The sequence below is a fragment of the Pseudonocardia ammonioxydans genome (assembly GCF_900115005.1).
Taxonomy (GTDB): Bacteria; Actinomycetota; Actinomycetes; order Mycobacteriales; family Pseudonocardiaceae; genus Pseudonocardia; species Pseudonocardia ammonioxydans.
Map to the genome: position 1 here is coordinate 1 of NZ_FOUY01000058.1, position 23,635 is coordinate 23,635.

General features: G+C 71.3%; 21 protein-coding genes and 1 pseudogene. 10 read left to right on the forward strand and 12 right to left on the reverse strand.

All coding sequences use genetic code 11. The features are described 5' to 3' along the window. A partial coding sequence (locus tag BM093_RS30645) for a transposase (RefSeq protein WP_143105615.1) occupies positions 1-255 on the forward strand: 255 nt, incomplete at its 5' end. Positions 256-811: 556 nt separating this feature from the next. Here the strand turns inward: BM093_RS30645 and BM093_RS30650 are convergent. Continuing rightward, a complete protein-coding gene (locus tag BM093_RS30650) occupies positions 812-1,576 on the reverse strand; it encodes an SDR family NAD(P)-dependent oxidoreductase (protein ID WP_245773903.1) in 765 nt (254 codons plus the stop codon). A 120-nt stretch (positions 1,577-1,696) separates the two neighbouring features. On the opposite strand from BM093_RS30650, the gene BM093_RS30655 reads away from it, so the two are divergent. Further along, a complete protein-coding gene (locus BM093_RS30655; RefSeq protein ID WP_093355135.1) occupies positions 1,697-2,380 on the forward strand; it encodes a DsbA family oxidoreductase in 684 nt (227 codons plus the stop codon). Between the two features lie 171 nt (positions 2,381-2,551). After that, a complete protein-coding gene (locus tag BM093_RS30660) occupies positions 2,552-3,130 on the forward strand; it encodes a permease (RefSeq protein ID WP_143105616.1) in 579 nt (192 codons plus the stop codon). A 782-nt stretch (positions 3,131-3,912) separates the two neighbouring features. Here the strand turns inward: BM093_RS30660 and BM093_RS30665 are convergent. Further along, entirely contained in the window at positions 3,913-4,962 is a 1,050-nt protein-coding gene (locus BM093_RS30665; protein ID WP_093355145.1) for an NAD-dependent epimerase/dehydratase family protein, read from the reverse strand. Between the two features lie 690 nt (positions 4,963-5,652). Here BM093_RS30665 and BM093_RS30670 point away from each other — a divergent pair. Then, positions 5,653-6,894, forward strand: a complete 1,242-nt coding sequence (locus tag BM093_RS30670) for an IS110 family RNA-guided transposase (RefSeq protein WP_093355150.1) — start codon at positions 5,653-5,655, stop codon at positions 6,892-6,894. A 560-nt stretch (positions 6,895-7,454) separates the two neighbouring features. Here the strand turns inward: BM093_RS30670 and BM093_RS36335 are convergent. Beyond that, entirely contained in the window at positions 7,455-7,622 is a 168-nt protein-coding gene (locus BM093_RS36335; RefSeq protein WP_177238804.1) for a hypothetical protein, read from the reverse strand. A 203-nt stretch (positions 7,623-7,825) separates the two neighbouring features. After that, entirely contained in the window at positions 7,826-9,490 is a 1,665-nt protein-coding gene (ctaD, locus tag BM093_RS30675) for an aa3-type cytochrome oxidase subunit I (RefSeq protein ID WP_483880042.1), read from the reverse strand. A gap of 182 nt (positions 9,491-9,672) precedes the next feature. On the opposite strand from ctaD, the gene BM093_RS30680 reads away from it, so the two are divergent. Continuing rightward, positions 9,673-10,200: a DUF4383 domain-containing protein gene (locus tag BM093_RS30680; RefSeq protein WP_143105618.1), complete on the forward strand. Its 528-nt coding sequence runs from the start codon at positions 9,673-9,675 to the stop codon at positions 10,198-10,200. A gap of 555 nt (positions 10,201-10,755) precedes the next feature. On the opposite strand, the gene BM093_RS30685 is transcribed toward BM093_RS30680, so the two are convergent. After that, positions 10,756-12,072 (reverse strand): erythromycin esterase family protein, encoded by a 1,317-nt coding sequence (locus tag BM093_RS30685; protein WP_245773905.1) that lies wholly within the window; start codon positions 12,070-12,072, stop codon positions 10,756-10,758. A 9-nt stretch (positions 12,073-12,081) separates the two neighbouring features. Continuing rightward, positions 12,082-12,723, reverse strand: a complete 642-nt coding sequence (locus BM093_RS30690) for a YbhB/YbcL family Raf kinase inhibitor-like protein (protein ID WP_093355159.1) — start codon at positions 12,721-12,723, stop codon at positions 12,082-12,084. A gap of 565 nt (positions 12,724-13,288) precedes the next feature. On the opposite strand from BM093_RS30690, the gene BM093_RS35490 reads away from it, so the two are divergent. After that, entirely contained in the window at positions 13,289-13,657 is a 369-nt protein-coding gene (locus BM093_RS35490; RefSeq protein WP_143105619.1) for a PASTA domain-containing protein, read from the forward strand. 62 nt (positions 13,658-13,719) lie between these two features. Here the strand turns inward: BM093_RS35490 and BM093_RS30695 are convergent, their stop codons facing one another. Then, complete coding sequence (locus BM093_RS30695) at positions 13,720-13,938, reverse strand: hypothetical protein (RefSeq protein WP_093355163.1); 219 nt, start codon at positions 13,936-13,938, stop codon at positions 13,720-13,722. 572 nt (positions 13,939-14,510) lie between these two features. On the opposite strand from BM093_RS30695, the gene BM093_RS30700 reads away from it, so the two are divergent. Continuing rightward, complete coding sequence (locus tag BM093_RS30700; protein WP_143105620.1) at positions 14,511-14,879, forward strand: hypothetical protein; 369 nt, start codon at positions 14,511-14,513, stop codon at positions 14,877-14,879. On the opposite strand, the gene BM093_RS30705 is transcribed toward BM093_RS30700, so the two are convergent. Continuing rightward, positions 14,874-15,707, reverse strand: a complete 834-nt coding sequence (locus BM093_RS30705) for an MBL fold metallo-hydrolase (protein WP_093355172.1) — start codon at positions 15,705-15,707, stop codon at positions 14,874-14,876. The genes BM093_RS30700 and BM093_RS30705 overlap by 6 nt on opposite strands. Positions 15,708-16,300: 593 nt before the next feature. Here BM093_RS30705 and BM093_RS37655 point away from each other — a divergent pair. Beyond that, positions 16,301-16,666: a DUF6158 family protein gene (locus tag BM093_RS37655; RefSeq protein ID WP_245773906.1), complete on the forward strand. Its 366-nt coding sequence runs from the start codon at positions 16,301-16,303 to the stop codon at positions 16,664-16,666. 151 nt (positions 16,667-16,817) lie between these two features. Here the strand turns inward: BM093_RS37655 and BM093_RS30715 are convergent, their stop codons facing one another. From BM093_RS30715 to BM093_RS30730, 4 genes are all read right to left on the reverse strand, one after another. Next, complete coding sequence (locus BM093_RS30715) at positions 16,818-17,906, reverse strand: acetate/propionate family kinase (protein WP_093355201.1); 1,089 nt, start codon at positions 17,904-17,906, stop codon at positions 16,818-16,820. Beyond that, on the reverse strand, positions 17,903-20,317 hold the full coding sequence (locus BM093_RS30720; protein ID WP_093355176.1) for a phosphoketolase family protein: 2,415 nt from the start codon (positions 20,315-20,317) through the stop codon (positions 17,903-17,905). Before BM093_RS30720 ends, BM093_RS30715 begins: the two co-directional genes overlap by 4 nt. A 219-nt stretch (positions 20,318-20,536) precedes the next feature. After that, on the reverse strand, positions 20,537-20,797 hold the full coding sequence (locus BM093_RS30725) for a hypothetical protein (RefSeq protein WP_093355180.1): 261 nt from the start codon (positions 20,795-20,797) through the stop codon (positions 20,537-20,539). Between the two features lie 259 nt (positions 20,798-21,056). Next, on the reverse strand, positions 21,057-22,511 hold the full coding sequence (locus BM093_RS30730; RefSeq protein ID WP_093355183.1) for a bifunctional aminoglycoside phosphotransferase/ATP-binding protein: 1,455 nt from the start codon (positions 22,509-22,511) through the stop codon (positions 21,057-21,059). Between the two features lie 625 nt (positions 22,512-23,136). On the opposite strand from BM093_RS30730, the gene BM093_RS30740 reads away from it, so the two are divergent. Further along, the gene (locus BM093_RS30740) at positions 23,137-23,361 is read left to right on the forward strand and encodes a hypothetical protein (RefSeq protein WP_093355189.1); all 225 of its coding nucleotides are present in this window, start codon (positions 23,137-23,139) and stop codon (positions 23,359-23,361) included. A gap of 65 nt (positions 23,362-23,426) precedes the next feature. After that, positions 23,427-23,635 (forward strand): annotated as a pseudogene (locus tag BM093_RS30745) (helix-turn-helix domain-containing protein); the annotation flags it as partial.

Here is a 23,635-nt window from a genome sequence, read left to right on the forward strand (position 1 = left end):
TTCCTCGACTACCCACCGGAACTGCGGCGCATCGTTTACACCACCAACGCCATCGAATCCATCAACTACCAGCTCCGGAAAATCACCAAGACCCGCGGGCACTTTCCCTCCGACGAGGCAGCGATGAAGCTACTCTACCTCGGACTCCGGAACATCTCGAGCAGAAGGGGAGGTGAATCCGGAACTGGAACACACGGCTGGAAAACGGCTCTGAACACGCTGGTCGTCCTCTTCCCCGGACGACTTCCTCTGTGATACATTAACGGCATTAGTCACCCGTGGCTTACACGGGAATCGTGACAGGCTCGGGCCGCGCGAAGGCTGAGGCCCAGCGCCGCCCCCCAGGCTGCGCGAACCCACACCCGGTACCGACGATGGCCACCGCGGTCTGATGACGGCTGGCGCCACCGTGGTGATCTCCTCGCGCTCAAGGTCGACGCCTGCGAGCTGGCCTGCGGCGAGCTGGCCGAGTTCGGTCAGGTCAGTGTTCGTCCCCGCAGACTTCTCGCATGATGCCCCGAGTGCCTGCGTCTAGGTGTGTGATCCGGAGAGGTTGGTGACGCGGTCGGCTGGTGTGGCCCCGCGGATCCCGGTGTGGGGTCGGTGGAAGGTCCGTCCTCGCGGGCCAGGCGGGCGCGGCGTGTCCACGGCTGGCCAAGACCCAGCGATGTGCCGGCGGAGTCGTCGAGTCCGCCGTGCACGCTGTTGTCGACGTGGTGGTGGACATGCGCCGGTGTCGACCGCGCAGCAGAACCCGGCGCATCAGGTCGCCGTCCTGCCCCCCGGGTGCAGGAGTGGCCGCGCAGGACGGTCACTCCGCGGAGCCGGGTTCGGCCAGGTGACCGTGCACGGCGGCCTTCGCCGATTCCGGCAGGACCGCATTCGCCGCGCCCTGGGCCCGGCTCGGCAGCGAGCCGGCCAGGATCTTCTCCCTCCCGTCGAGCATCGCCTCGACACCCTGCCGTGCGACCTGGGCCGGGTCGTCCTTGCTCCCCGCGCCGATCCGGGTGTCGGACATGCCGGCCCGGTCGAAGAACTCGGTCTCGGTGGGGCCGGGCATCAGCGCGGTCACGGTCACGGCGGTGTCGGCGAGCTCGGCCCGCACGGCCAGGCTGAACGACTGCAGGAACGACTTCGAGGCGTTGTAGACGGCCTGGTAGGTGCCCGGCATGGTGGCCGCCGTCGAGGACGAGATCAGCAGCCGTCCCTCCCCGCGGTCGGCCATGCCGGACAGCACCAGCTTGCTCAGGTGCACCGTCGAGGTGATGTTGAGGTCGATGATCGAGCGCTCGCCGTCGAGGTCGGTCCGGACGAACGGACCGCCCTGCCCCACGCCCGCGTTCAGTACCGCGACCGCAAGTGGCCGGCCCAGCCCGCAGAGCTCCGACCACAGCCGTTCCACCTCCCGGGGTGCGCGCAGGTCGGCCCGCACCGGGCGCACCTGCGCCCCGAACGAGCGGAACTCCCGGGCGGCCGCGTCGAGTTCGGCGTCCTCGGCGCACACCACCAGGTCGTAGCCGCGCCCGGCGAGCTCGCGGGCGATGTACCGGCCGATGCCCGACGACGCGCCGGTCACCAGCGCCAAGAACCTTGCCCTATCTGCCATGGCGCCATCTACCCGGCCATGCGAGCCACGGAACGGACCGGGCGGAACCGGTCCGTTAGCGCCCCGACGAGCCCGGGTAGCCGCGTCAACATGACCCGACCGGACCCCGTCGAGCACACCGTGATCGTTTACACCGATGTGATGTGTGGCTGGTCCACGCTGGCCCTGCACCGCCTCTACCGTGCCCGGCAGCGTGCGGGGATGGAAGAGCGGCTGGCCGTCGAGCTGCGGTTGTTCCTGCTCGAGGACATCAACACCACGCCGCTGACCAGCGACGTCATCGAGCCCGAGAAGCCGGTGATCGGCCCGCTCGAACCCGACCTGGGCATCGTGCCGTGGCACGGGAGGCCGTCGGCCTATCCGGTGACGTCCGCGCCGGCGAACGAGGCCGTGCACGCAGCCCGGATACAGTCCGCTGCCGCGGCCGAGGAGCTGGACATGGCGCTGCGGCTGGCGTTCTGGCGCGACAGTCGCTGCATCAGCCTGCGTCACGAGATCCTGGACGTGGCCGGGGCGTGCGAGCAGGTCGACGCCGACCACGTGCGCGAGGCCGTGGACGACGGCCGAGCCCGCGGGCCGATGATCGACGACTACCTCACCCACCGCGACGCCGTATCCGGCAGCCCGCACCTGTTCCTGCCCGACGGGTCCGACCACCACAACCCGGGCATCAGGTTCCACCAGTTCGGCCAGCCCGGGGCCGGTTACCCCGTCCTCGACGGCGACGACCCGGCCGTCTACGACGAGATCGTGCGCACCGTCATGACGGGATGACGACATCCGAGCAACGCCGGGTCACCGGTGTATCGCGATCGGACGGGACTCGGTAGCTACCGAGCGAGCACGGACACGGCCCGACGCGACATGGCCGCGCAACAGACCCGGGCGCAACGTTTGCCCGCACGTTCCCGGGTAGGCGAGGGCCCCTACGAGAGAGGAGCGACCATGAGCAGCGCCCACGAGACCGCGACTGATACGTCCACCGACCGAGCGACACCGGCTCAACCCCGGGCCACTGCGCGGCCTCCCGATACCGCGCACCGCCTGGACCGCATCCGGTGGGGCGCAGTCTGGACCGGAGCCCTGACCACGCTGACGACCAACGTCGTGTTGCAGCTGCTGTTCTTCACATTCGGCTGGCTGGATCTGGACGGTGGCGGGTCGACCACCGCGATGGTGGTCTCCGCGATCGCCGGCCTCATCGCCTACCTACTCGGAGGTCTCGCCACCGGCGCCAGCGCGCTGTGGGACCGTCCTGATGACGGCCTGGTCAACGGCGTCGTGACGTGGGCGCTCACCACAGTCCTGCTGATGACACTGGCGATCGGCGGCGGCGGCGCGCTGGTCGGCTACGCCGGGACGGTGTTTGGCGGGTTCGGCACGATCGGCGCCCCGGAGGCTGTCGGGCTGGCCCGGGATACCGCCGGCTGGGCGGTTCTCGCGCTTGGGATCTCTGCGCTGGCCGCCGCGGCCGGCGGCGCGGCGGGGTCCCGTATCTGGCCGGGCCGGACGTCGCGGAGCTGAGCCGCGCGGCCACACCCTCTACTGCCCGCCCCACCAGGACGGGCGGTGGAGGGAGAGCCCTTCCGCCCTCACCCCCAGACAGTGCCCGGCCCGGGGTCGACGGTCAGGCGGACGGAGTGCCGGTGGACAACGCGACCGACTATCCGGGCCGAGCGCGTCGCCGCCGTCGGTCAGCTGTATGAGCGGCCGGTGAGCCGGTCCCGCATGCGGTCGATCATCCCGACGCCCGGACCGGCCAAACCGCAGCCGCCCGGGCACCCCCGCCGGGCGACTCTCGCCTCATCGGCTGGATCGATGATCCTCGCTCCGAGCCCGCAACCGACCGCGGCGACTCGAGACCGGCGGGAGCTGCGGCCTCACCTGCCCTCTGGCGCTAACCTTCCGCGGGGCACAACCCCATGTCCACTGCGCCCGGCTGCAGGCACCCCGGCGGCGTACAGATCGAGGCCTGGCGGGTACGGCCGGGAACGCCGCTCCTGCTACGCCCGGGACCGTGGCGCCGGCGCGGGTGGCAAGGCACTTACGGGCAGGCGCAGAACTGGACCGGCCGCATACAACGCCAGCAGATCTGCATGGCCGACTCTGCGCCGCGCCCGGGGGCCCTCAGAACAGTTGAAATTGGGACATCGTCAGCTGCAACGAGTGCGGCATCGGTGACCGTCATGGCCGCCCACTACCCGAATGTAACTCAGTTCACACACCGCTATGGTTGCGGCACTGTGCGCTCACGTATGGACAACACATCCGCCCGGTAGCGCGAAGCTGCGGCTCACGTGGCTCGGTTACGGCCGGGCACCGACCCCGGTGGCGATCTCGTGGCTGCGCAGGGGGCCGCTGGTGCTCCGCGCGAGCGGTGGGGTGTCCATCCCGGCGCCGTCGCGTAGTCCGTCGAGGAACTCCTGCATGGCGTCGAGGGAGCTGTGCTGTGGTTGCCAGCCGAGCTCGTCGCGGGCGCGGGTGGTGTCCAGGATCGGTAACCGGAGCACGGCGTCGAACAGGTGCGGTGAGGCCGGCAGCAGGTGCAGCTGCCAGGCCGCGGCCAGGGCGGTGCGCACGACCGGGGTCGGCAGCCGCAGGGCCCGCGCGTCCAGCAGCTTGGCGAGTTCGGCGGCGTCGAGCACGGGGTCGGCGGCCAGGTTGAATGCGCCGCGGACCGGGCGCACCACCGCGGACCGGAACGCCTCGCCGACGTCGAGGGAGTGCAGTGCCTGGAACCGGAGTCCGGGCAGGTCCGGCACCAGTGGGATCAGGCCCGTGCGGGCCAGCGGGTGGGGCAGTAGCGGGCCGGCGAACAGGCGTCGTTGCTCGGTTGCCGCTTCGCGTTTGAAGATGAACCCCGGTCGCATGCGCACCACCCGCAGCTGCGGGTGCTCGGCCTCCAAGCTGTCCAGTACCCGCTCCAGGTAAGCCTTCTCCCGGGTGTAGCCGGCAGTCGGCCAGCCGTCGGTGGGCCAGCTCTCGTCGACCGGATGGTCCTTCGGTCCCGGCGAGTACGCCCCCACCGAGGAGGCGTAGACCAGCGCGGGCACCCCCGCCTCGACCGCCGCGCGGAACACCCGGATCCCGCCGAGTGCGTTGACCCGCCAGGTCAGCACGGGGTCGTGGGTGGGCTGGAACAGCCAGGCCAGGTGCACCACGACGTCGGCGCCGCGCAGGTGCGGGACCAGGTCGTCGGAGGCGATGTCCGCGGCGGCCCATTCCACCCCGTCCGGGCGCCAGTGCGGCACCCGCCGCGCCAGCCCGAGCACCGAGCTGACCTGCGGCTCCGCGGTGAGCGCCTGCACGACGCTGGTGCCGACATTGCCTGTAGCGCCTACGACCACGACCCGCATGGTGCGGGGATGACCGCTGCGCCAGGATGCAAACCACCACCGGGCACTCTGGCGTCCCACACATGGAGACTGGGACGGTGGTGCTTCCCGGGCGGGTCACGTCCGGACGGCGGCGTCCGAGTGGGGCGGCGCGGTCCTCAGGCTTGCATCGGTGCCCAGCTGCTGGCCCGCACCGGACGGTCCCGCGCTGCCGCCCGTGCCGCGGAGCTGGGCTACCCGCTGATGGTGAAGGCTTCGTGCGGTGGCGGCGGGCCCGGCGTGAAGATCACATACGTCGGCTCCCGGGGACCCAGCAGGGTCCCCGCGCCTGAACACGCTCGTGATCGTGCAGGTCAGCGCACCTGGGCAGAACCCTGCACGGACCCGTCGGTCCTGGCGACGAGCTGCTCTGTTCCGCCACGGAGCCGGCTCCGGCCGGAATCGGATCGGCCGATGCGCTCACCGAGCCGACTGCGCGCCGACTGCGGCGGGCCGGTATCGCACCCCCCGTTACCTTCTTGATCAAGCCCGGACAGGGCTTGCAGGCCGCTGGCCATGGCATGACTCAGTCCCCCTGTTGTTCATGATCTGGGGGGTGTTGTCACCGTGGTCGGAGGGCGCCAACGACCGCTGATAGAGACCTGACTCGCTTGCGTGGTCTTCTCGTAACGTGGCTGCCGGCGCGGGTGTCCAGGTCGGCCTGCCGCGACGATGAAGGAGCCGCGGTTGAGTAACTCCGAGGCGGCGTCGGCGGTCCCGTTCGCGGTGTTCTGCGGGCTGGACGTCGGCAAGTCCGAACACCACGCGTGCGCCCTCGACGCGGCCGGGCGGCGGCTGCACGACAAGGCACTGCCCAACGACGAGACCGCGCTGCGCACGGTGTTCGAGCGCTTGGGCGAGCACGGACGAGTTCTGGTGGTCGTCGACCAGCCGGCCTCGATCGGCGCGCTGGCCGTCGCGGTCGCCCGCGACCTGGAGGTGGAGGTGGCCTACCTGCCCGGGCTGGCGATGCGCCGCATCGCTGACCTGCACCCCGGCCAGGCCAAGACCGATGCCCGCGACGCCCACGTCATCGCCGACGCCGCGCGCACCATGCCCCACACGCTGCGGCGCATCCGCGGCGACGAGGAGACCCTCGCCGAACTCACTGTGCTGGCCGGCTACGACGACGACCTCGCCGGGCAGTCCACCCGGCTGAGCAACCGGCTGCGCGATGCCCTGTTGCACGTCCACCCCGCACTGGAACGCCTGCTCGGGCCACGGCTGGACCGCGGCGGGGTGCTTGATCTGCTCGCGGCCGCGCCCACCCCGGCCGCGCTGGCCGAGCTCGGGGCCCAGGGCATGGCCGCGGTGATGGCCCCGCGCTCGCCACGGTTGGCGCGCACCCTGCCCGCCCAGATCCTCACCGCCCTGCTCGCCCAGAGCGTGGTCATTCCGGGAACGGCCGCGTTCGCCCGGGTCATCAGCGGCGTTGCGGGTCAGCTGCGCGAGGTCCACACCGAACGCGACCAGCTCGCCACCGAGCTCGAGGCTCGGTTGGAGGCCCACCCTCTTGGACCGGTCCTGACCTCGATGCCCGGACTCGGGGTCAGGACCGCGATCAAGATCCTCACCATCGTTGGTGACGGGTCGGCGTTCCCCAGCGCCGCCCACCTGGCCGCCTACGCCGGCCTAGCTCCGGTCACCCGACGATCCGGATCCTCGATCAAGGGCGAAAGCCGTTCCCAACGGGGCAACCACGCCCTGAAGTCTGCGCTGTTCCTCTCCGCGTTCGCGTCGCTGGCCGACCCGACCAGCCGGGCCTACTACGACCGCAAGAAAGCCGAGAAGAAGAAGCACAACGCCGCGGTGATCTGCCTGGCCCGCCGCCGGCTCGACGTCATCTACGCCATGCTCCGCGACCGCCAGCCTTACCGGGCTCCAAGCCCCTCGCCAGCGCCTCTCGCGGCTTGACAACCCCATAGAGACACCCCCCGGGGGCCGGCCTGCACGGCCGTGCTCTGCGCATGCGCCCGTCTCCGCGAACTCGCCGTACCCGGTGAGGGATCGCCCGGTCGCCGTCGGGCGATCCCACCCGTGGGGAGGTACACGCCGATGCCGCCCCGTCGGCCACATGGCCACCGTGCGATGGAGGCCGGAGACGGCTTCGGCACGCGTGTCCCGGGAACCGACTGCAGGGGATCGGTGGTGGGGGGCGTGCTCGGTGGCACTCTGCGGCTGCGGTTGGCCACATACACCACGGTCGCCATCGCAGCGGCCACCGGAGCGACCAGCAGCGGCGCCGGCAGCCAGTACGCGACTGCGAGCATGCTCAACACGAGCGAGCCGAGCAGGCCGCCGGCGCCGAGCACAAGGACCGCAAGACGCCGCCAACACGCGCGCCGGGATCGCGGGGACGAGGCCGGGTTCCTGTCGTTCCGACGCCACACAGTAGTGGTGCTACCCGTCCGAGCCGGCCGTAACCGGAGACGGCCCCACCCGTCCGGGTGGGGCCGGCGGGCGGCAGGTCAGCGTCACTGCTCGTCGTCGGTGTCGACCGCGTCGGGGCTGTCGTCGCGGCCTTCGCGGTCGATCGCGGACGGCGTTGCGTCGGGGCGATCCTCTGGAGGCGCGGTCATCGTGGGCTCGGCCGGCTCGGCGTCCTGGTCGTGCCAGTCCTCGTCGCGGTGCGGGTCGGTCATGCGCCCGGGCTACCCGCGGTGCCGCCCGCTCACACCGTGCGCGCTCGCCGGCCCGGCACCACGGCGGGGTATCGCGAGCGGCCTTCGCCCGCACCAGCGGCCGGGTTCGGGAGCGCTGGCGGCTGTCTCGAATGCCGGGCCGTCCCATCCGGCGTCGGCGAGCAGGTCAGCGGGAGGAGATTCGTTGTGGCCGGCGCCGACCACTACGGCGTCGACGTGTGGGGTCGTCCGGGGTCCTTCGGATCTTCTTCGGCGCGTGCCCGCTCCACCGTGTGCGGGTGGTGCAGCTCGAACGCCGGTCGCTCGGACCGGATCCGCGGCAGCTCGGTGAAGTTGTGCCGCGGCGGCGGGCAGGTGGTCGCCCACTCCAGCGAGTTCCCGAAGCCCCACGGGTCGTCCACACCGGCCACCCTGCCGTAGCGGTAGCTGCGGAACACGTTGTACAGGAACGGCAGGGTGGACGCGCCGAGCAGGAACGCCCCGATCGAGGACAGGGTGTTGAGCAGGGTGAACCCATCGGTGGGCAGGTAGTCGGCGTAGCGGCGTGGCATGCCCTCGTTGCCCAGCCAGTGCTGGACCAGAAACGTCAGGTGGAAGCCGATGAACATCGTCCAGAAGTGCAGCTTCCCGAGCCGCTCGTCGAGCATCCGGCCGGTCATCTTCGGGAACCAGAAGTAGGCGCCGGCGAACACCGAGAACACGATCGTGCCGAACAGCACGTAGTGGAAGTGGGCCACGACGAAGTAGGTGTCGGACATGTGGAACCCCAGCGGCGGTGACGCCAGCATTACTCCGGTCATGCCGCCCAGCAGGAACGTGGCGAGGAAGCCGAGGGAGAACAGCATCGGTGTCTCGAAGGTGATCCGACCGCGCCACATGGTGCCGATCCAGTTCACGAACTTGATCCCGGTCGGCACGGCGATCATGAACGTGGTCAGCGAGAAGAACGCCATCAGCACCGCCCCGGTCGCGTACATGTGGTGGGCCCAGACCACCGCGGACAGCACGGTGATCGCGACGCTGGCGTAGACCATGCCCTTGTAGCCGAACAACGGCTTGCGGGCGAACACCGGGATGATCTCGGTGACGATCCCGAAGAACGGCAGCGCCACGATGTAGACCTCGGGGTGGCCGAAGAACCAGAACAGGTGCTGCCACAGCACCGCTCCGCCGCTGGCCGGGTCGAAGACGTTGGCGTCGAGGTTGCGGTCGGCGAGCAGGCCGAACAGTGCGGCGGTCAGGACCGGGAACGCGATGAGGATCAGCACCGAGGTGAACAGGATGTTCCAGGTGAAGATCGGCATCCGGAACATCGTCATCCCCGGCGCCCGCATGCAGGCGATCGAGGTGATCATGTTGACCGCGCCGAGGATGGTGCCCAGGCCGGACACGATCAGCCCGCTTGCCCACAGGCTTCCGCCCGGGCCGGGGGAGTGGGTCGCGTCCGACAGCGGGGTGTAGGCGAACCAGCCGAAGTCCGCGGCCCCGCCCGGGGTGAGGAACCCGCCCAGCACGATCAGCCCGCCGAACAGGAACAGCCAGTAGGAAAACGCGTTGAGCCGGGGGAACGCGACGTCCGGGGCGCCGATCTGCAGCGGCACGATGTAGTTCGCGAACCCGAACACGATCGGGGTCGCATACAGCAGCAGCATGATCGTGCCGTGCATGGTGAACAGCTGGTTGTACTGCTCGGTGGACAGGAACTGCAGTTCCGGGCGCGCCAGCTCCGCGCGCACCAGCAGTGCCATCGCGCCGCCGACCAGGAAGAACCCGAACGCGGTGACCAGGTAGAGCAGCCCGACGTCTTTCGGGTCGGTCGTGCGCAGCATCGCGAGCAGGCGCCCGCCCCGGGACGGGCGGGGCGGCAGTGACGCCGACGGAACGGCCTGGGGGCGGACGCTGCCGGGGGGCTGGGTGCGGGTCACCGTGGGCTTCTACCCACGATCGGATCGTGGCACACCCGCGCCGGTGTGCATTGATCCCGTGGGACCGGGTATGCGCGGACTCCACGCCAGATGGTGTGGTGCTCGAGCGAGGCCGGGAGGCCGAGATGCCTGTCCAGTCCGAACACCACTCGCACGGCCACGCTGTGTTCCCGTGGCCGCAGCTGCTGGTGCTGCTGACCGCGTTCGCGCTGCTGCTCTACGGCATGATCGGGTTCCGCTACAGCGGCCTGCCCGGGGTGCCTGAGGCCAGCCGGGAGCTGCTCGGGGTGGCGGTGGACCCGCTCCGCGACGTGGCCCACCTGGTTCTCGGGGTGGTTGGGCTGCTGTGCGCGACCCGGCTGTCGGCCGCCCGCGCCTACGGCTGGGTGCTGCTGGTCGTGGGTGCGGTCGAGGCGCTGCTGTGCCTGCTCACCGGGGTGTTCGGCGTGCTGCCGTCCGGGCCGCTCAACACCAACGGCGGGTCGGTGGCGGTCGCCGTGGTCTTCGTCGTGCTGGGGGTGGTCGCCGCGCTCGGTCCGGCTCGCCGGCAGATGCCCTACCTCGGGCTGCAGCGCAGCGTGGAGAAGACCGGGCGCCGGCTGGTCGGTCTGCGCGGGCGCAGCAGACGCTCGCAGTCCGATGAGCCGCAGTGAGGGCCCGTCCTGGGGTATGTCGGCCACCGTCGAGCTCATGGAGCGGAGCTCCTCCACGACAACGTGCTCGCTGACGCAGCTCGGGACACCTGCGCATGCTGCTTGAGCTGTCGATCGTCGGGCACCGTGCGGCGACGGGTGCCTCGGTCTGTGGCGTTGGGAGGTCGAGCTGGTCAAGGACACGACGACCCGCAAGACGTCCGACCCGGGCGAGCGGACGCGGCCCGTCCGATCGAGCTCCGCCGAGTACCTGATGCGTCGGCACGGTTCTGCGATGTCCTCGGTAGCTGGCCGACGGACAGCATGCCGAGTTGACCTCGTCAGTGCGGGTGGCAACGTCGCCGCCGCGCCGTCGTCCTACCGCAGCCGGTAGGGCGCTGACCAGAACGAGCCGCCCGGTCCGGCGCTGCGGTGCCTGTCGTCTGCCGGTGAGCCGTTCACCCGGTGTGGCCGGCCTGATCCGGATCGGCGCTGGTCGTCCAGACACTGGCCAGACCGAGGGCGTAGTGATCAGCCTGCGGCCCGCTCGCCACGAAGAGCGACTTGGGCCGGCCGTCATACCCCGGACGGTCGGGTCTCCGGTTCCGGGTCGTCGCCCGGTTCGGGCCGCAACGGTGCCAGTGCGGTGGTGTCGCCGAACCACAGCAGCGCGTCGTAGCGCCCGCCCAGCGTGGAGGGCACGTAGTTGCCGGCGCGTTCGCGTTCGGGGTGGTAGACCACGCCGATCGCGCGGTGGTCCAGCGTCGTCCGCAGCCAGGCGGGCTGCTCGGCCGTCGGCGGGAACGACAGCACCGAGGGCTGGTCACCGAGTGCCCGGTGCAGGAGGTCCTCGGCGCTGCCTGCGCGGCCGGCCGGAACGGTCAGCCGGCGCGCGGGCGCGCCCCAGTGGTTCCCGGCGACGACCTCGCCGCGGTGTCCGGCCTGGCCGACCAGCACGACCCCGCCGTCGGCGTGCCGCTCGCGGGCCAGCCGGCCCAGGTTGGTCATCCCGTGCTCGGCCATGTCGGTCGCCGCGGCGTCGCCGATGTGGGTGTTGTGTGCCCACACCACTCCCTTGGCGCCGGGGCCGGCATGCTCGAGCAACCGGTCGAGGGTGTCGGCCATGTGCTCGTCGCGCACGTTCCAGGATGCGGCGCCACCGCGGACCGCGGTGCGGTAGTAGCGTTCGGCCCCGGCCACCACGGCCGCGTTCTGCTCCGCGGCGAACCGGCCCTCGCCGTCGTCGCGGCGGGTGTGCTGCTCGCACAACGCGGTCAGGACGTCGACGACCGGCGCCTCGCAGTTCTGCGGCACCCAGCGGGTGGCGCGCGCGTACTCGAACGGGTCGGACCCGAACGGCTCGAAACACGCGTAGGCGGCCCGCGCGGCGTCGGCCAGCTCCGGCTCGTGCTCGGTGAGCCACTCCAGCACCGCGTCCATCGACCGGTACATGCTGTACACGTCGAGGCCGTGGAAACCGACGCGTTCCGCGGCCGGTACCGCGGCGTTGTGTTCGCGCAGCCAGGACGCCGCATCGCGCACCGCGGTGTTGGCCCACATCCAGGTCGGCCACCGGTCGTAGCTGCGCAGCACCTGCGCCGGGTCCGCGGGGACGTCCGGATCGCCGATCACGAAGCGGTGCACCCGGCGGCAGTCCGGCCAGTCGCCCTCCACCGCGACGAACCCGAAGCCGTGCTCGGCGACCAGGCGCCGGGTCAGGCGGTCGCGCCAGGCGTAGAACTCGTGGGTGCCGTGCGAGGCCTCGCCGATCAGCACCAGGCGGGCGTCGCCTGCGCGTTCGACGAGGTCGTCCAGGTCGGCGTCGGTGTGCAGCCGGCGGGCGGTCGCGCGCACCGCCCGGGCGGTCTCGTCGCTTCCGGAGGGGTCGAGCACCTCGCCCCCTTACCGGGTCACCACGCCGACCAGCGTGCCGTGCGCGATCACGTGCCCCTCGGCCGCTTCCTGCAGCTGTGCCGGCGTCACGCCCTTGCCGAGCCCGAGCGGGCGGTCCACTGCCAGCAACCGGAACACCAGCCGGTGCGAGTCGCCGACCGGCGGCTGCGGCGCCCGCCATCCCACCGTGCCGTCATCGGCGTGCCCGGCTATCGCGCCGTCGGGTAGCGCCAAGGCCGAGGTGATGCCGGTGACCTGCTTCGGGATTCCGACGGCCAACCAGTACACGGCGTCGTCGGCATCGCGGTCCTCGCAGACCAGGGCGTACTCGGCGGTGGCACCCGTCGTGTCGGTCCACTCCAGCGGCGGGCCCAGCTCGAGCGACTCGGCCGGGATCAGGTCCTGGTCGACGAACGCGGTGCTGCGCAGCGTGAGCGCTTCCCCGCCGGCGCCGGAGCCGCCCCGCTCCCCGCGCGGCCCGGCGGCACGGTCCGGGTCACCGAGCGTTCTCGGCGGGTAGTCGCGTTCGAGTTCGGCGTTCGCGGCGCGGTCGGCTTTGCCGTCATTGGTGTGACGGGTGCCCTCGTCGTCGTACTGGGCGCGCAGTCGGGTCCGCTTGACGTCGTAGGCGTGGCTGCCCGGATCCGGCATGAGTTTCTCCTCGGTCGTCGGCGTCCAGCCCGCCTACCCGTGCCCGCGGGGGGCACGCCCGGCCGGGTCTGCCGGACACGGCCGGTGTGCAGATTGCGCCGAGCGCAGCCGATGCGAGAGCAGGTACTTGTGGCCGCAGTACCCGTTCGAGGGCCGCGGCGCCGGTTGCCGGACCGCTGAGGACACCGGTGCGTACGGGGCAGGCGACCGAGCGAGGACGGCGCCGGTGTCGGCATCAACGACTGTCCCGGTTGCCCCACCCCCACCGGCCCGTTGTTGTCTGCGGGCCGCCGCGCCCGCTGGACGTATCGTCCGCAGGTCGGCGTATGTGGTCGCCACGGGTCATGGCATGCCAGGACGCTGTGTCGTACTCGTGGGAGTCGCGTCCACCGGTGCCACGATCCGCACTCGCCTCTTCGCGACCAGGCGGGCCTCGGATCCCGCCCGTCCGGGCCCCGCCTTCGGCCGGGCGGCACGCGGCGCCGCCTGCTACCGGCCGCGGCATGAGCGGGCGGACAACCGGGTACAAACGCCCCCACGACGGGGTCTGGCGCAGGAGGTGACCATGCATACGAACCAGTCGCGCAGGACCGCCGCCGACGACCGCGCCATCGAGAACAGGATTACGGTGCCTGAGCTGGTGGGGTTGCCGGCCGCCGAGGCGCATGACCGGGCTCTCGACGCGGGTGTTCTCGCGGTCGGGCGCAATGCCGTCGGCGTCGGACGTGGCCGCGTCGTCGAGCCGGAACCGGCTGCCGGACGATCGGGCGAGCGGGTGGCAGCACAGCCCCGGAGGCCGACGGTCGCTGGATGGCTCGGCCCCAGTACCGGGATTGCCCACATCCGATCCCGGCTGCAAGCACGATGCCGCCCACCAGCCAGCACGCCGAGTCTTGTACACACCGTTGACGAACACTGCCCGCTCCCGGAGTGACCGCGGGTGATCTCTGGTCCGCGCTTGTCGCCGCCGACCAGCTCGGACAGTCGGTACGGCGCTTATCGGCCGGTGGTGCGGCGCCACGCCTGGATGCGATCGGACTCGGTACGGGCTCTGCGGGCGGCGGCGGCTCCGGCGACCTGTTCGGGAGTGCCACCGCCTTGGCTGACCTGGCGCTCAGCCTCGGCGAGCTCCGCAGCGGCGGCTGCGTCGCCGGGATCGGTGAGGTCGGGCGGCAGGTCCTGACGTGCCATCCGCTCCGATTCCGAATCGGTCATGGCGGCTCCACATCCCTAGTCACAGTCACAGCGCCGCGCCTCTGCACTTGTCACGGTGCGCTATCTGGTGTGGTACCCGGCCGGTGGGGCACCGATGCCAAAGTCGCGCCTTCGATTCGACGGTTCGCGGTGAACACCGCTGCTTGGCGCAGGACCGGCGAAGAACGCGAGGGCCGCTGGCTCTGTTCCCGTTACGAGTCGGCAGCACGCCCGGTGCACCGTGCTCCGGGGCCCACCCGCCCCCGAGCAACGACGACGGCGTACGAGCTGTACGAGGGTGAGGCGGGCGCGGCGTTGCGGCTCGTCGAGGAGCTGCGCGGCGCCCGCCGACGAGCACGAGCGGGCGCTGCTGCGGCATCTGAAGTGGGCGGCGGGGGGAGGGCCTGGGAACAGGTCTCCGAAGCCGTGGACGGCCAGCTCGGCGGTCGCGCGGCCATGCAGAAGTGGTGCTCACGGCTGACCTCGCGCTTCCGACGCACGACGACCGGCAACATGCGCCGGGGTACCGCCGATCCGGCGGCTCGACGGTCTACCGTCTCCGGCGTCGATACGACGACATCAACGGAGTGATCGTGACTGAGCTCCAAGACACCCTGACCACGATCTGCAACCAGCTCGCAGCGGTCGTGCAGCAGCAGGCCGATGATCCGAACCCGAGCCACGACGACTTCCACACCTGGGGCTGGGCACTGTCCGAACTGCTCGACCGCACGTACCAGGTCGCGCTCGTGCTCGAGGAGCAGGTCACGCACTACGGCGACACCCGCATCCTCAGCGACGACGAGGGGGCCAGCCCGGCGGGGCGGCTGCTCGAGACCGTGACCCGGCTCGTCCAGACCCGTGAGGCGCTGGCCCACGCCCAGCAACACCTCAGCGAGTACCACGCAGCTATCTCCCACATCAGCGTCATGGTCGACCCGAACGCCGAGGTCGGGTCATGAGGACGGGCGGAACCGATACTCGTCACCGTGGGAGACGTAGTGGAACTCGGTGTCCACCGAGGAGGCCTCGGCCGCCTGTTTGACGTCGTCGAGGCCGGACTGGAACACCGAGAAGTCGTTGTAGTGGATCGGGACGGCCGTGCGCGGTTCGATGATCTCCACGCAGCGCACCGCTTGTTCGCCGGTCATGGTCACGACTGTGCCGAGCAGCGTGGTCCCGCCGGCATGGATCAGCGCCAGGTCGATGTCGGGGTACCAGCGGGGGATGTCGTAGAGCCGGTCGTGCAGCAGCGTGTCCCCGCTGATGTAGAGGCGGAACCGATGATCGTCACCGTCGTAGAAGTCCAGCATGCTGCCCATCACGGGCGGCAGCAGCCCGGCGACGTGGTCGGGTGCGTGTTTGCCGGGCATCGAGGTCACCCGCAGCCGGGAGTCGCCCTTGGTCACCTCCTGTGACTCCCACGTGTCGAGGGCGTAGCTCTGCGTGAAGCCCTGCTCGTGCAGCAGGCCGACCGCATGTTCGTTGGTGACGATGGGCAGGCTCTTGTCGAGCTCGCGGGCTGCGACGTCGTCGAAGTGGTCGCCGTGATGGTGGGACAGGACGACCAGGTCCAGCGGGGGCAGCTCGGAGATCTGGCACGCCGGCTCGACCTCCCGGCGTGCGTAGGCACCGTGGCCCAGGTGCACGTGGTCGCCGGCGTGGAGGAAGGCCGGGTCGGTGAGGATCGAGAACCCGCCGTAGTGGATCACCGTCGTGGCGTTGCCGACGAAGTACAATCGCCCCTCGCCGAAGTCAGGCTGTTCGGTAGCCGGCACATCGATGACCATCGAGCACTCCTCCTCGTACGCGGTCCTGCCTGGCGTCGGCGGCCATGTACCCGGCCGCCACAGCGGCATACCGGGGGCTTGGACTCGGTTCCCGACTTCCACCGGCGGCGGAACCCGTTCCGGCGAGCTCGATCAGCGCCAGCTTCCTCCAGGATGCTCGACGGGTAAGCGACCGCGTTCACGCCGGTGAGCTGGCGTTGACCGGAGGTGGGCGCGCCCTGCGAGAGATGCTCCACCACCGAGCACATGGGCTACGCGCCCGGTGGCTTCGGCCGCGCGTGGCTCGCACCCATTCACGCGGCGGCCCAGCACAGAACTTGGCCCCTGAGCGGCCGATGCTCCGAGCAGGCCACAGCCCGCCCGCGGCGGATACCGCGCTGGCGCCGAAGACGACCGGCGTCTCCCGGGCGCGTCGTGCCAGGCCGGCGGTGTGGTGAGCAGCACCGCGGTGTAGGTGGTCATCGCCCCCGCCGAGGGCCGCGGCACCGACGCCGGTCGTTCGGCCTCGGTTGCCCGAAAGCGCCCAGCCGAGCGCGAAATGGCTTCCAGTGGTTGAGTGCCCGAGCATGGCGCGGTAAGCCTGAGGAATCGAAGTGGTTGAGGTGATCGACATGCCCGGTGTTCGCCCTGACGAGCTTGCCGAGGCCGATCTGGTGCGCGAGCTTGAACACTTGCACATGACCCGGCACACCACGTTCTTGCACGGCTCGTCGGATGCGTTGGCCGAGCACTCCAGTCGCACCGGCGAGCTCGAACGCGAGTACGTGCGGCGGCACCCCGACCGGAAGGTCGATCCCGCCCGCACCCGCAAGGGTGCGCGGGCGCTGCACCAGCCCAGGCCCGAGAGCACGGAGCGCCCCGACAGACCCGGTGCGGGCGATCCCACGGGGTCCTCGACCCTGCACCACACGGCGGGCCCCGAGGGTCGGGATTCGGTCGACCGGATGAGCACGGAGTAGCCACCCCGCTCGGCCGGAGAGTGGTCCGTGCAGGCTTCGGCCGCGTCGGACTGCCACCTGCATGCGGCTCAACGCCTACCGGGGGTCCGGCTCACCGTTCGGGGCCGGAGCATCTCGGTACCGCGGTCTGGCCTGATGGCGGCGTTCGCGCTCAGCCAAGGACTGCGGCGACCTGCTCGGCGATCACCACGTCCTCCCGAGCGGTGACGACGGCCGTGGTCACCGCGGCGCCGTCCGGGGACAGCACGGCGTCGCCGCTGTGGGCCTCGTCGTTCCGGGCGGGGTCGAGGCGCAGCCCGAGGAACTCCAGGCCGCGCACGGCTCGTTCGCGCATGCGTGGCTGGTGTTCGCCGACGCCGCCGCTGAAGGTCAGTACGTCCAGTCCACCGAGTGCGGCGATCATCGCGGCCACCCCGGCTCGGGCGTGGTGGGCCCACACGTCCAGTGCGGCGGCGGAACGGGCGTCACCGTCGTCCGCGGCGTCCTGGATGTGTCGCGGGTCGGACTCGCCGGCCAGGGCGAGCAGGCCGCTGTCTCGGTTCAGCGCGTCGGCGACGTCGTCGGGGTCGAGACCGCGCCCGGCCAGCCACGGCGGCACGGCCGGGTCCAGATCGCCGCTGCGGGTGCCCATGACCAGCCCGGAGGTGGGGGTGAAGCCCATCGTGGTGTCGACCGAGATGCCCCGGTCGATCGCGCACAGCGATGCGCCGGCGCCGAGGTGCGCGTTGACGATCCGCAGGTCGGCCGGATCGCGGTCGAGCAGTTCGCCGGTCCGGCGCGTCGACCACTCGTGGGCCATGCCGTGGAAGCCGTAGCGGCGTACGCCGAACTCCGTGCGCCAGCGGGCCGGCACGGCGTAGGTGGCGGCTGCGGCCGGGATCGTGCGGTGGAACGCGGTGTCGAAGCAGGCCACATGGGCCGCGTCGGGCAGCAGCGCGCGGGCCCGGCGCAGCGCGTCCAGGGCCGGGCCCTGGTGCAGCGGGGCGAGCCCGCGCAGCGCGTCGATCCGATCCAGCACGGCATCGTCGACGGCGACCGGGCCGGTGAACTCGTCACCACCGTGCACGACCCGGTGCCCGACCGCGTCCGGCGGGGGGTCGCCGGCGAGGCCGGGCAGGGCTTCGGCGAGCCCGTCGGGGTCGACGGTGTCGGTGTCGAGGGTGCGGACCGTGCCGTCGTCCTGGTCGAGCAGCGCGAGCTTGAGCGACGACGATCCGGCGTTGATCACGAGCGTCCTCATGTGTCCGGCCACGTCCAGTCGACGATGTCCGGTGCGTCGGCGCCGGTCCGGCGGGTGTGGTCGCGGCAGCGCAGCCGCTCGTCGACCATGTGCTGGCGCAGCGCCGCGTGCGCGACGTTGAGTCCCGGTACCCGGTCGATCACGTCGATGACCAGGTGGAAGCGGTCGAGGTCGTTGAGCATCACCATGTCGAACGGGGTCGTGGTGGTGCCTTCCTCGACGTAGCCGCGCACATGGATGTTCGGATGGTTGGTCCTCCGGTAGGTGAGGCGGTGGATCATCCACGGGTAGCCGTGGTAGGCGAAGATCACCGGCTTGTCGGTGGTGAACAGCCCGTCGAAGTCGCGGTCGGACAGGCCGTGTGGGTGCGCCCGTTCGTCCTGCAGGCGCATCAGGTCGACCACGTTGACCAGCCGCACCTTCAGCCCTGGTAGGTGGGTACGCAGCAGGTCGACCGCGGCCAGCGCCTCGATCGTGGGCACGTCGCCGGCGCAGCCGAGCACGACATCGGGTTCGGAGCCGGCGTCGGTGCAGGCCCAGTCCCACAGCCCGATCCCGCGGACACAGTGGGCCCGCGCCTCGTCCGGTCCGAGCCACTGCTGTTGCTCGTTCTTCCCGGCGACGACCACATTGATCAGATCCCGTGAGGCGAGGCAGTGTTCCATGGTGGCGAGCAGCGTGTTGGCGTCCGGCGGGAGGTAGGCGCGCACGATCTCGGGCTGCTTGTTCAGCACGTGGTCGAGGAAGCCCGGGTCCTGATGCGAGAACCCGTTGTGGTCCTGACGCCAGACGTGGCTGGTCAGCAGGTAGTTCAGCGCTGCGACCGGGCGCCGCCACGGGATTCCTCGGCTCTCCTCGAGCCACTTGGCGTGCTGGTTGAACATCGAGTCGACGATGTGGACGAACGCCTCGTAGCAGTTGAACAGCCCGTGGCGGCCCGACAGCAGGTAACCCTCCAGCCAGCCCTGGCAGAGCTGCTCGTTGAGGACCTCGAGCACCCGGCCGTGCCGGGCCACGTCCTCGTCGCCGGCCTCCAGCCGGCCCAGGAACTGCCGGTCGGTCACGTCGAACACGGCCTGCAGCTTGTTCGACACGGTCTCGTCCGGGCCCATGATCCGGAACGTCTCCGGGTTGCGGCGGACGACCTCGGCCAGCCAGCCGCCCAGCGCCCCGGTCGCACTCACCGAGACCGCGCCCGGGGCAGCCACGTCGACGGCGTGCTCGGCAATGGTGGGTAGCCGTAGATCGCGCAGCAGCTCGCCGCCGTTGGAGTGCGGTGTCGCGCTCATCCGCAGGTCGCCGGACGGGACGTGAGCAGACAGGTGCTCGCGTGGGCGGCCGTCGTCGTCGAACAGCTCCTCGGGGCGGTAGGAGCGCAGCCAGCGCTCCAGTTGAGCACGGTGGTCGTCGTCGTCGCGCACGCCGGGCAGCGGGACCTGGTGGGCTCGCCAGGTGCCCTCGACCTGGCGACCGTCGACCTCGGTCGGGCCCGTCCACCCCTTCGGGGTGCGCAGCACGAGCACCGGCCAGCGGGGCCGCTCCACGTCCCGGCCGGCCCGGTGTTGCTCGGCGGCCCGCTCGCGGATCCGGCGGATCTCGGCGGTGATCTCGTCCAGCGTCGCTGCCATCCGCCGGTGCACCGCAGCCGGGTCTTCCCCGTCGAAGCCGCCCTCCACCAGATAGGGGAGGTGGCCGTGGCCCTCCAGCAGCGCCTGGAGGTCCTCGGCGCGGATTCGGGACAGCACCGTCGAGTTGGCGATCTTGTAGCCGTTGAGGTGCAGGATCGGCAGCACGGTGCCGTCGTGCACCGGGTGGGCGAAGGTGTTCGACTGCCACGACCCGGCCAGCGCACCGGTCTCGGCCTCGCCGTCACCGATCACACAGGTGACCAGCAGGTCCGGGTTGTCGAACGCGGCCCCGTAAGCATGCGCGAGCGAGTAGCCCAGTTCACCGCCCTCGTTGATCGAGCCGGGGGTCTGCGCCGCGGCGTGCGAGGGGATGCCGCCGGGGAAGGAGAACTGGCGGAACAGCTCCGCCATCCCCTCGGCGTCGCGGGACACGTGCGTCCAACGCTCGGTGTAGCTGCCCTCCAGCCAGGCCGCCGCGACGACGCCGGGGCCGCCGTGGCCGGGCCCGGTGATCATCAGGGCCGCCTGCCGGTCCCGGCTGATCACCCGGTTCACATGCGCCCACACGAAGTTCAGGCCGGGCGTGGTCCCCCAGTGCCCGAGCAGCCGCGGCTTGATGTGCTCCGGCCGCAGCGGCTCGCGCAGCAGCGGGTTGGCCATCAGATAGATCTGGCCCACCGACAGGTAGTTCGCGGCTCGCCACCAGGCATCCACGGCGGCGAGGTCGTCGGGCTCCGGGCGGGAGCGAGGGGCCGGTGTGGCCTCGGTGGGTGCGCTGGTCATCGACCGGCGATTACCCGCCGGGGCGGCGAGCATGCCTGTGGCGCTGCTGCGGTGCTGCAGGCGATAGCCCCGCGGGGGCGTCGGCGGCCGAGCGGGCCACGTGACGACTCCGTTGCGGTGCTGGGCACCGTCCGTCGTGGTCACGGCGCGCCGCCCGGTCCGAATGAACAGCAGGCGCCCGGCACGAGTCGCTCAAAGGCTGGGACCTCGCTACGGTCTTCACCGGCGCCGTCGCGCCCCGGGCTCGGTCCGGTCGGAGTCGGCCCGTTCCTCGGCGCCGGTGTGTCCGGCGAATCCCTCATCCTGGCCCGCGATGCGACCGACGTATTCGCCGGTGGCTCCGGTCCCGGTGCTGGCCGCGGCGTCGCCGGCCTGCGACGGCATCCCGCCGGTGGCCCGGGTGTTGGCCAGGTTCGGGTCGGGCTCGACGTCCTCGGCGGGGCCGCGGCCGAGGAGCCGATCCAGCAGGTGCTTCAACATCGATCATCGTCCCGTTCGTCCGCCGGCGTCACCAGCTCGTGCGGGCAGCGCGGTCGCCGCGGCGGCGCGGTCCTTCGCCGATGGCGGGGACTCGCGCGGTGGAGTCGTCGCACACGAGGGCAACTGGTCACGCCCGGCCCTTACCCGTCTGCTGGTGTCCGACGCGTGGCCGGCTGTGATCACGCGGTCGCTCGCCGCTGTGCGCGCCGGGTGACAGGCCGGATGGCGGGAGTCCCTGCACTGCCGGCGCGGGTCCTTCTCATCGCTGCAGCACCTCGAGCGCCTGCTCGGTGGCGTGCGCGGGACTGCTGTCGGTGTCGATGGGGTGCGCCTCAGGCCACGGATCGGCGGCGTCGTGCAGACGTCGGGCGACCTCGGGCCCGGCGTCGGAGCGTCCGGAACCCCGCTCGGCCGCTCGTGCTGCCGCGGTCTCCCGGTCGACCACACACCGCAGCGCGATCAGATCGGCTCCCGCCTCCTGCGCCACCCGGGCCGCGTGCTCGCGCGCTGCGGCGCGGGTCCAGCTCGCATCCAGCACCACCGACGCGCCGTGCCCGGTCTGGTGGGCCGCCTGGCGGCACAGCTGGGCGTAGGTCCGCTCGGTGTGCTCGGCGGAGTACAGGTCCGCGCCCTCCGGCGCCTGCGCATCGGGATCGAGCCCGGCGATCTCCTTGCGCACCCGGTCGCTGGACAGCACCACCGCCCCGATCCGCTCGGCCACCGCCCGCGCGAGCGTGGTCGTGCCCGATGCCGGCGGCCCGCCGACCAGGATCATCCGCGGGGTGGCCTGCCGAAGCCGGGTCACGGAGAGGTCGAGCAGTGCGCGGGCCTGTCCGGCGGCATCAGTGTCGATGCCCTGCTCGTGGCGCAGGCAGGCCGCCTTGGCCCGGATCGCGGCCCGGTGGGCCACGAACAGGTCGAGCAGCGGTTCGGGCGCCGGGTCGTCGGCCCGCTCGCAGTATCGCCGCAGGAACGTCTGGGCCAGCTCGGGATGCCCCTGCTGGTGCAGGTCCATCACCAGGGCGGCGGCGTCGTCGAGGCCGTCGACGAAGCGCAGCCGGTCGTCGAACTCGACGCAGTCGAGCAGGCGCGGCCCGTCGGCGAGGCAGAACACGTCGTTGGCCAGCAGGTCGCCGTGCCCGTCGACGATCCGGTGCTCGGCGATCCGTCGATCGAACAGCGGCGCCCGGTGCTCGATGAAGCCGTACGCGCGCCGCTGGACCTCGTCCAACGTCTGCGCGTCGAGCGGGTCGCCGGCGAACGGCCGGAGACCGTCGAGGTTGGCGCGCCACTGCGCGCGCCGCGCCGCCGTCCCGGCCTGCTCATCGATCTCCGGGGAGCGCTGCGCGCCGGAGTGGAACCGGGCGAGCACGTCGGCCACCTCACCGACGCGGTCGTGCAGCGACTCCTCGGCCGGCCCGGCATCGACCAGCGCCTGCAACGATCGCTCCTGCGGCAGCCGGTGCATGACCACCAAGTGGTCACAGACCGCGCCGTCGGTGCCCACGACGTCGGCCACCCCGAGGTAGACGTCCGGGGCCAAGCGCCGGTTGAGCTCGACCTCCCGATGACACACCTCCCGTCGCTGCTCCAGGGTGCGGAAGTCGAGGAAACCGAGGTCGACCGGCTTCTTCGCCTTGTAGACGTGGTCGGCGACGGCGAATACGACCCCCGAGTGCGTCTCCACGGCACCGGCATACGGCCGGTCGTCCATCAGACCTCCTCCCGGGTCGGCGGCGGGGGGCTGCCGACGCCGGCTACCCGTCGTGCCGGGCGGCAACCGTCGACCGGCTCACCGGCGCGCCCGTACCGCGTCGTCGAGGTAGCGCAGTCGCAGCCCCGAGGGGGACCCTGGCAGGACCGCGCCGCGGACAAGCGGCGGGCAGCGTGCAGGTGCTTCACGAAATGACCTAACCAGGAGGCAGCATCGCCGACCGCAACGAACACGAAGACGACCCGGCCGCCGGCCCCGAGCAAGCTCTGGACGCACTCGAGGAAACGGTTCTCGGACATCGGGAAGATCAGACCCGCACCGATTCCGAGGACGGCACACAGGACGACGCTCACGATGACGACGCGGCCGATCAGGGCACCATCAGCCGTGGACCCGGGGCCGAGCCATCCTGAGTCAAGCTCGCCTCGCCCACCGCACGGCAAGATCGACCACGGCGGACCGACCACCTCGGGCGGGGATCCTGGACCACAACCGCACCCGGTCGCAGCTCCGTCGGCGTCCGTGAGCTGACCAACGACCCAGCACCGCGCCCGCGACCACAGGGCAGTGCTCCGGCCCGTCGCCGCCCTCCCGGTCCGGCTGCCACCACCCTGGAGGAGTCCGTATGCGTCGCTTTCACGTCACCGTCGGCGTTCTGCAGTGTCCGATGAGTGATGACGACCTGGCCCAGCTCGATCAGGATCCGTCCGGTTGGCTGATCAAGCAGCGCAGCGGTGGATGGCGCTCGGGGTTCCGCCTCGACCTGGAAGGCTCCGCCGAGGACCCCGGCTCGGCCGAACGCGATGCCCGAACCGAAGTCGCGCACTGGCTAGTAGCGTGTCGCCGCTAAATCAGGCTCTATGTGGTGTACGAGTTCTCGCAGTTCACTCCTGCTGCTGAGAGGATGCCCTCACGATGCCTCGCGCAAAGGTGTTCACGATCGGGTTGTCGGCTGCCGATCGTGAGTTCCTGGTCAAGCTGACCACCTCCGGGATTCATCCGGCACGGATGATCATGCGGGCGCGGGTGCTGCTGGAGTCGGACGAGAACGCCGGACCGGTGGCCGATCGGGCCGTGATCGCGGATCGGGTCGGAACGTCGGAGAACACCGTGCGGGCGGTGGC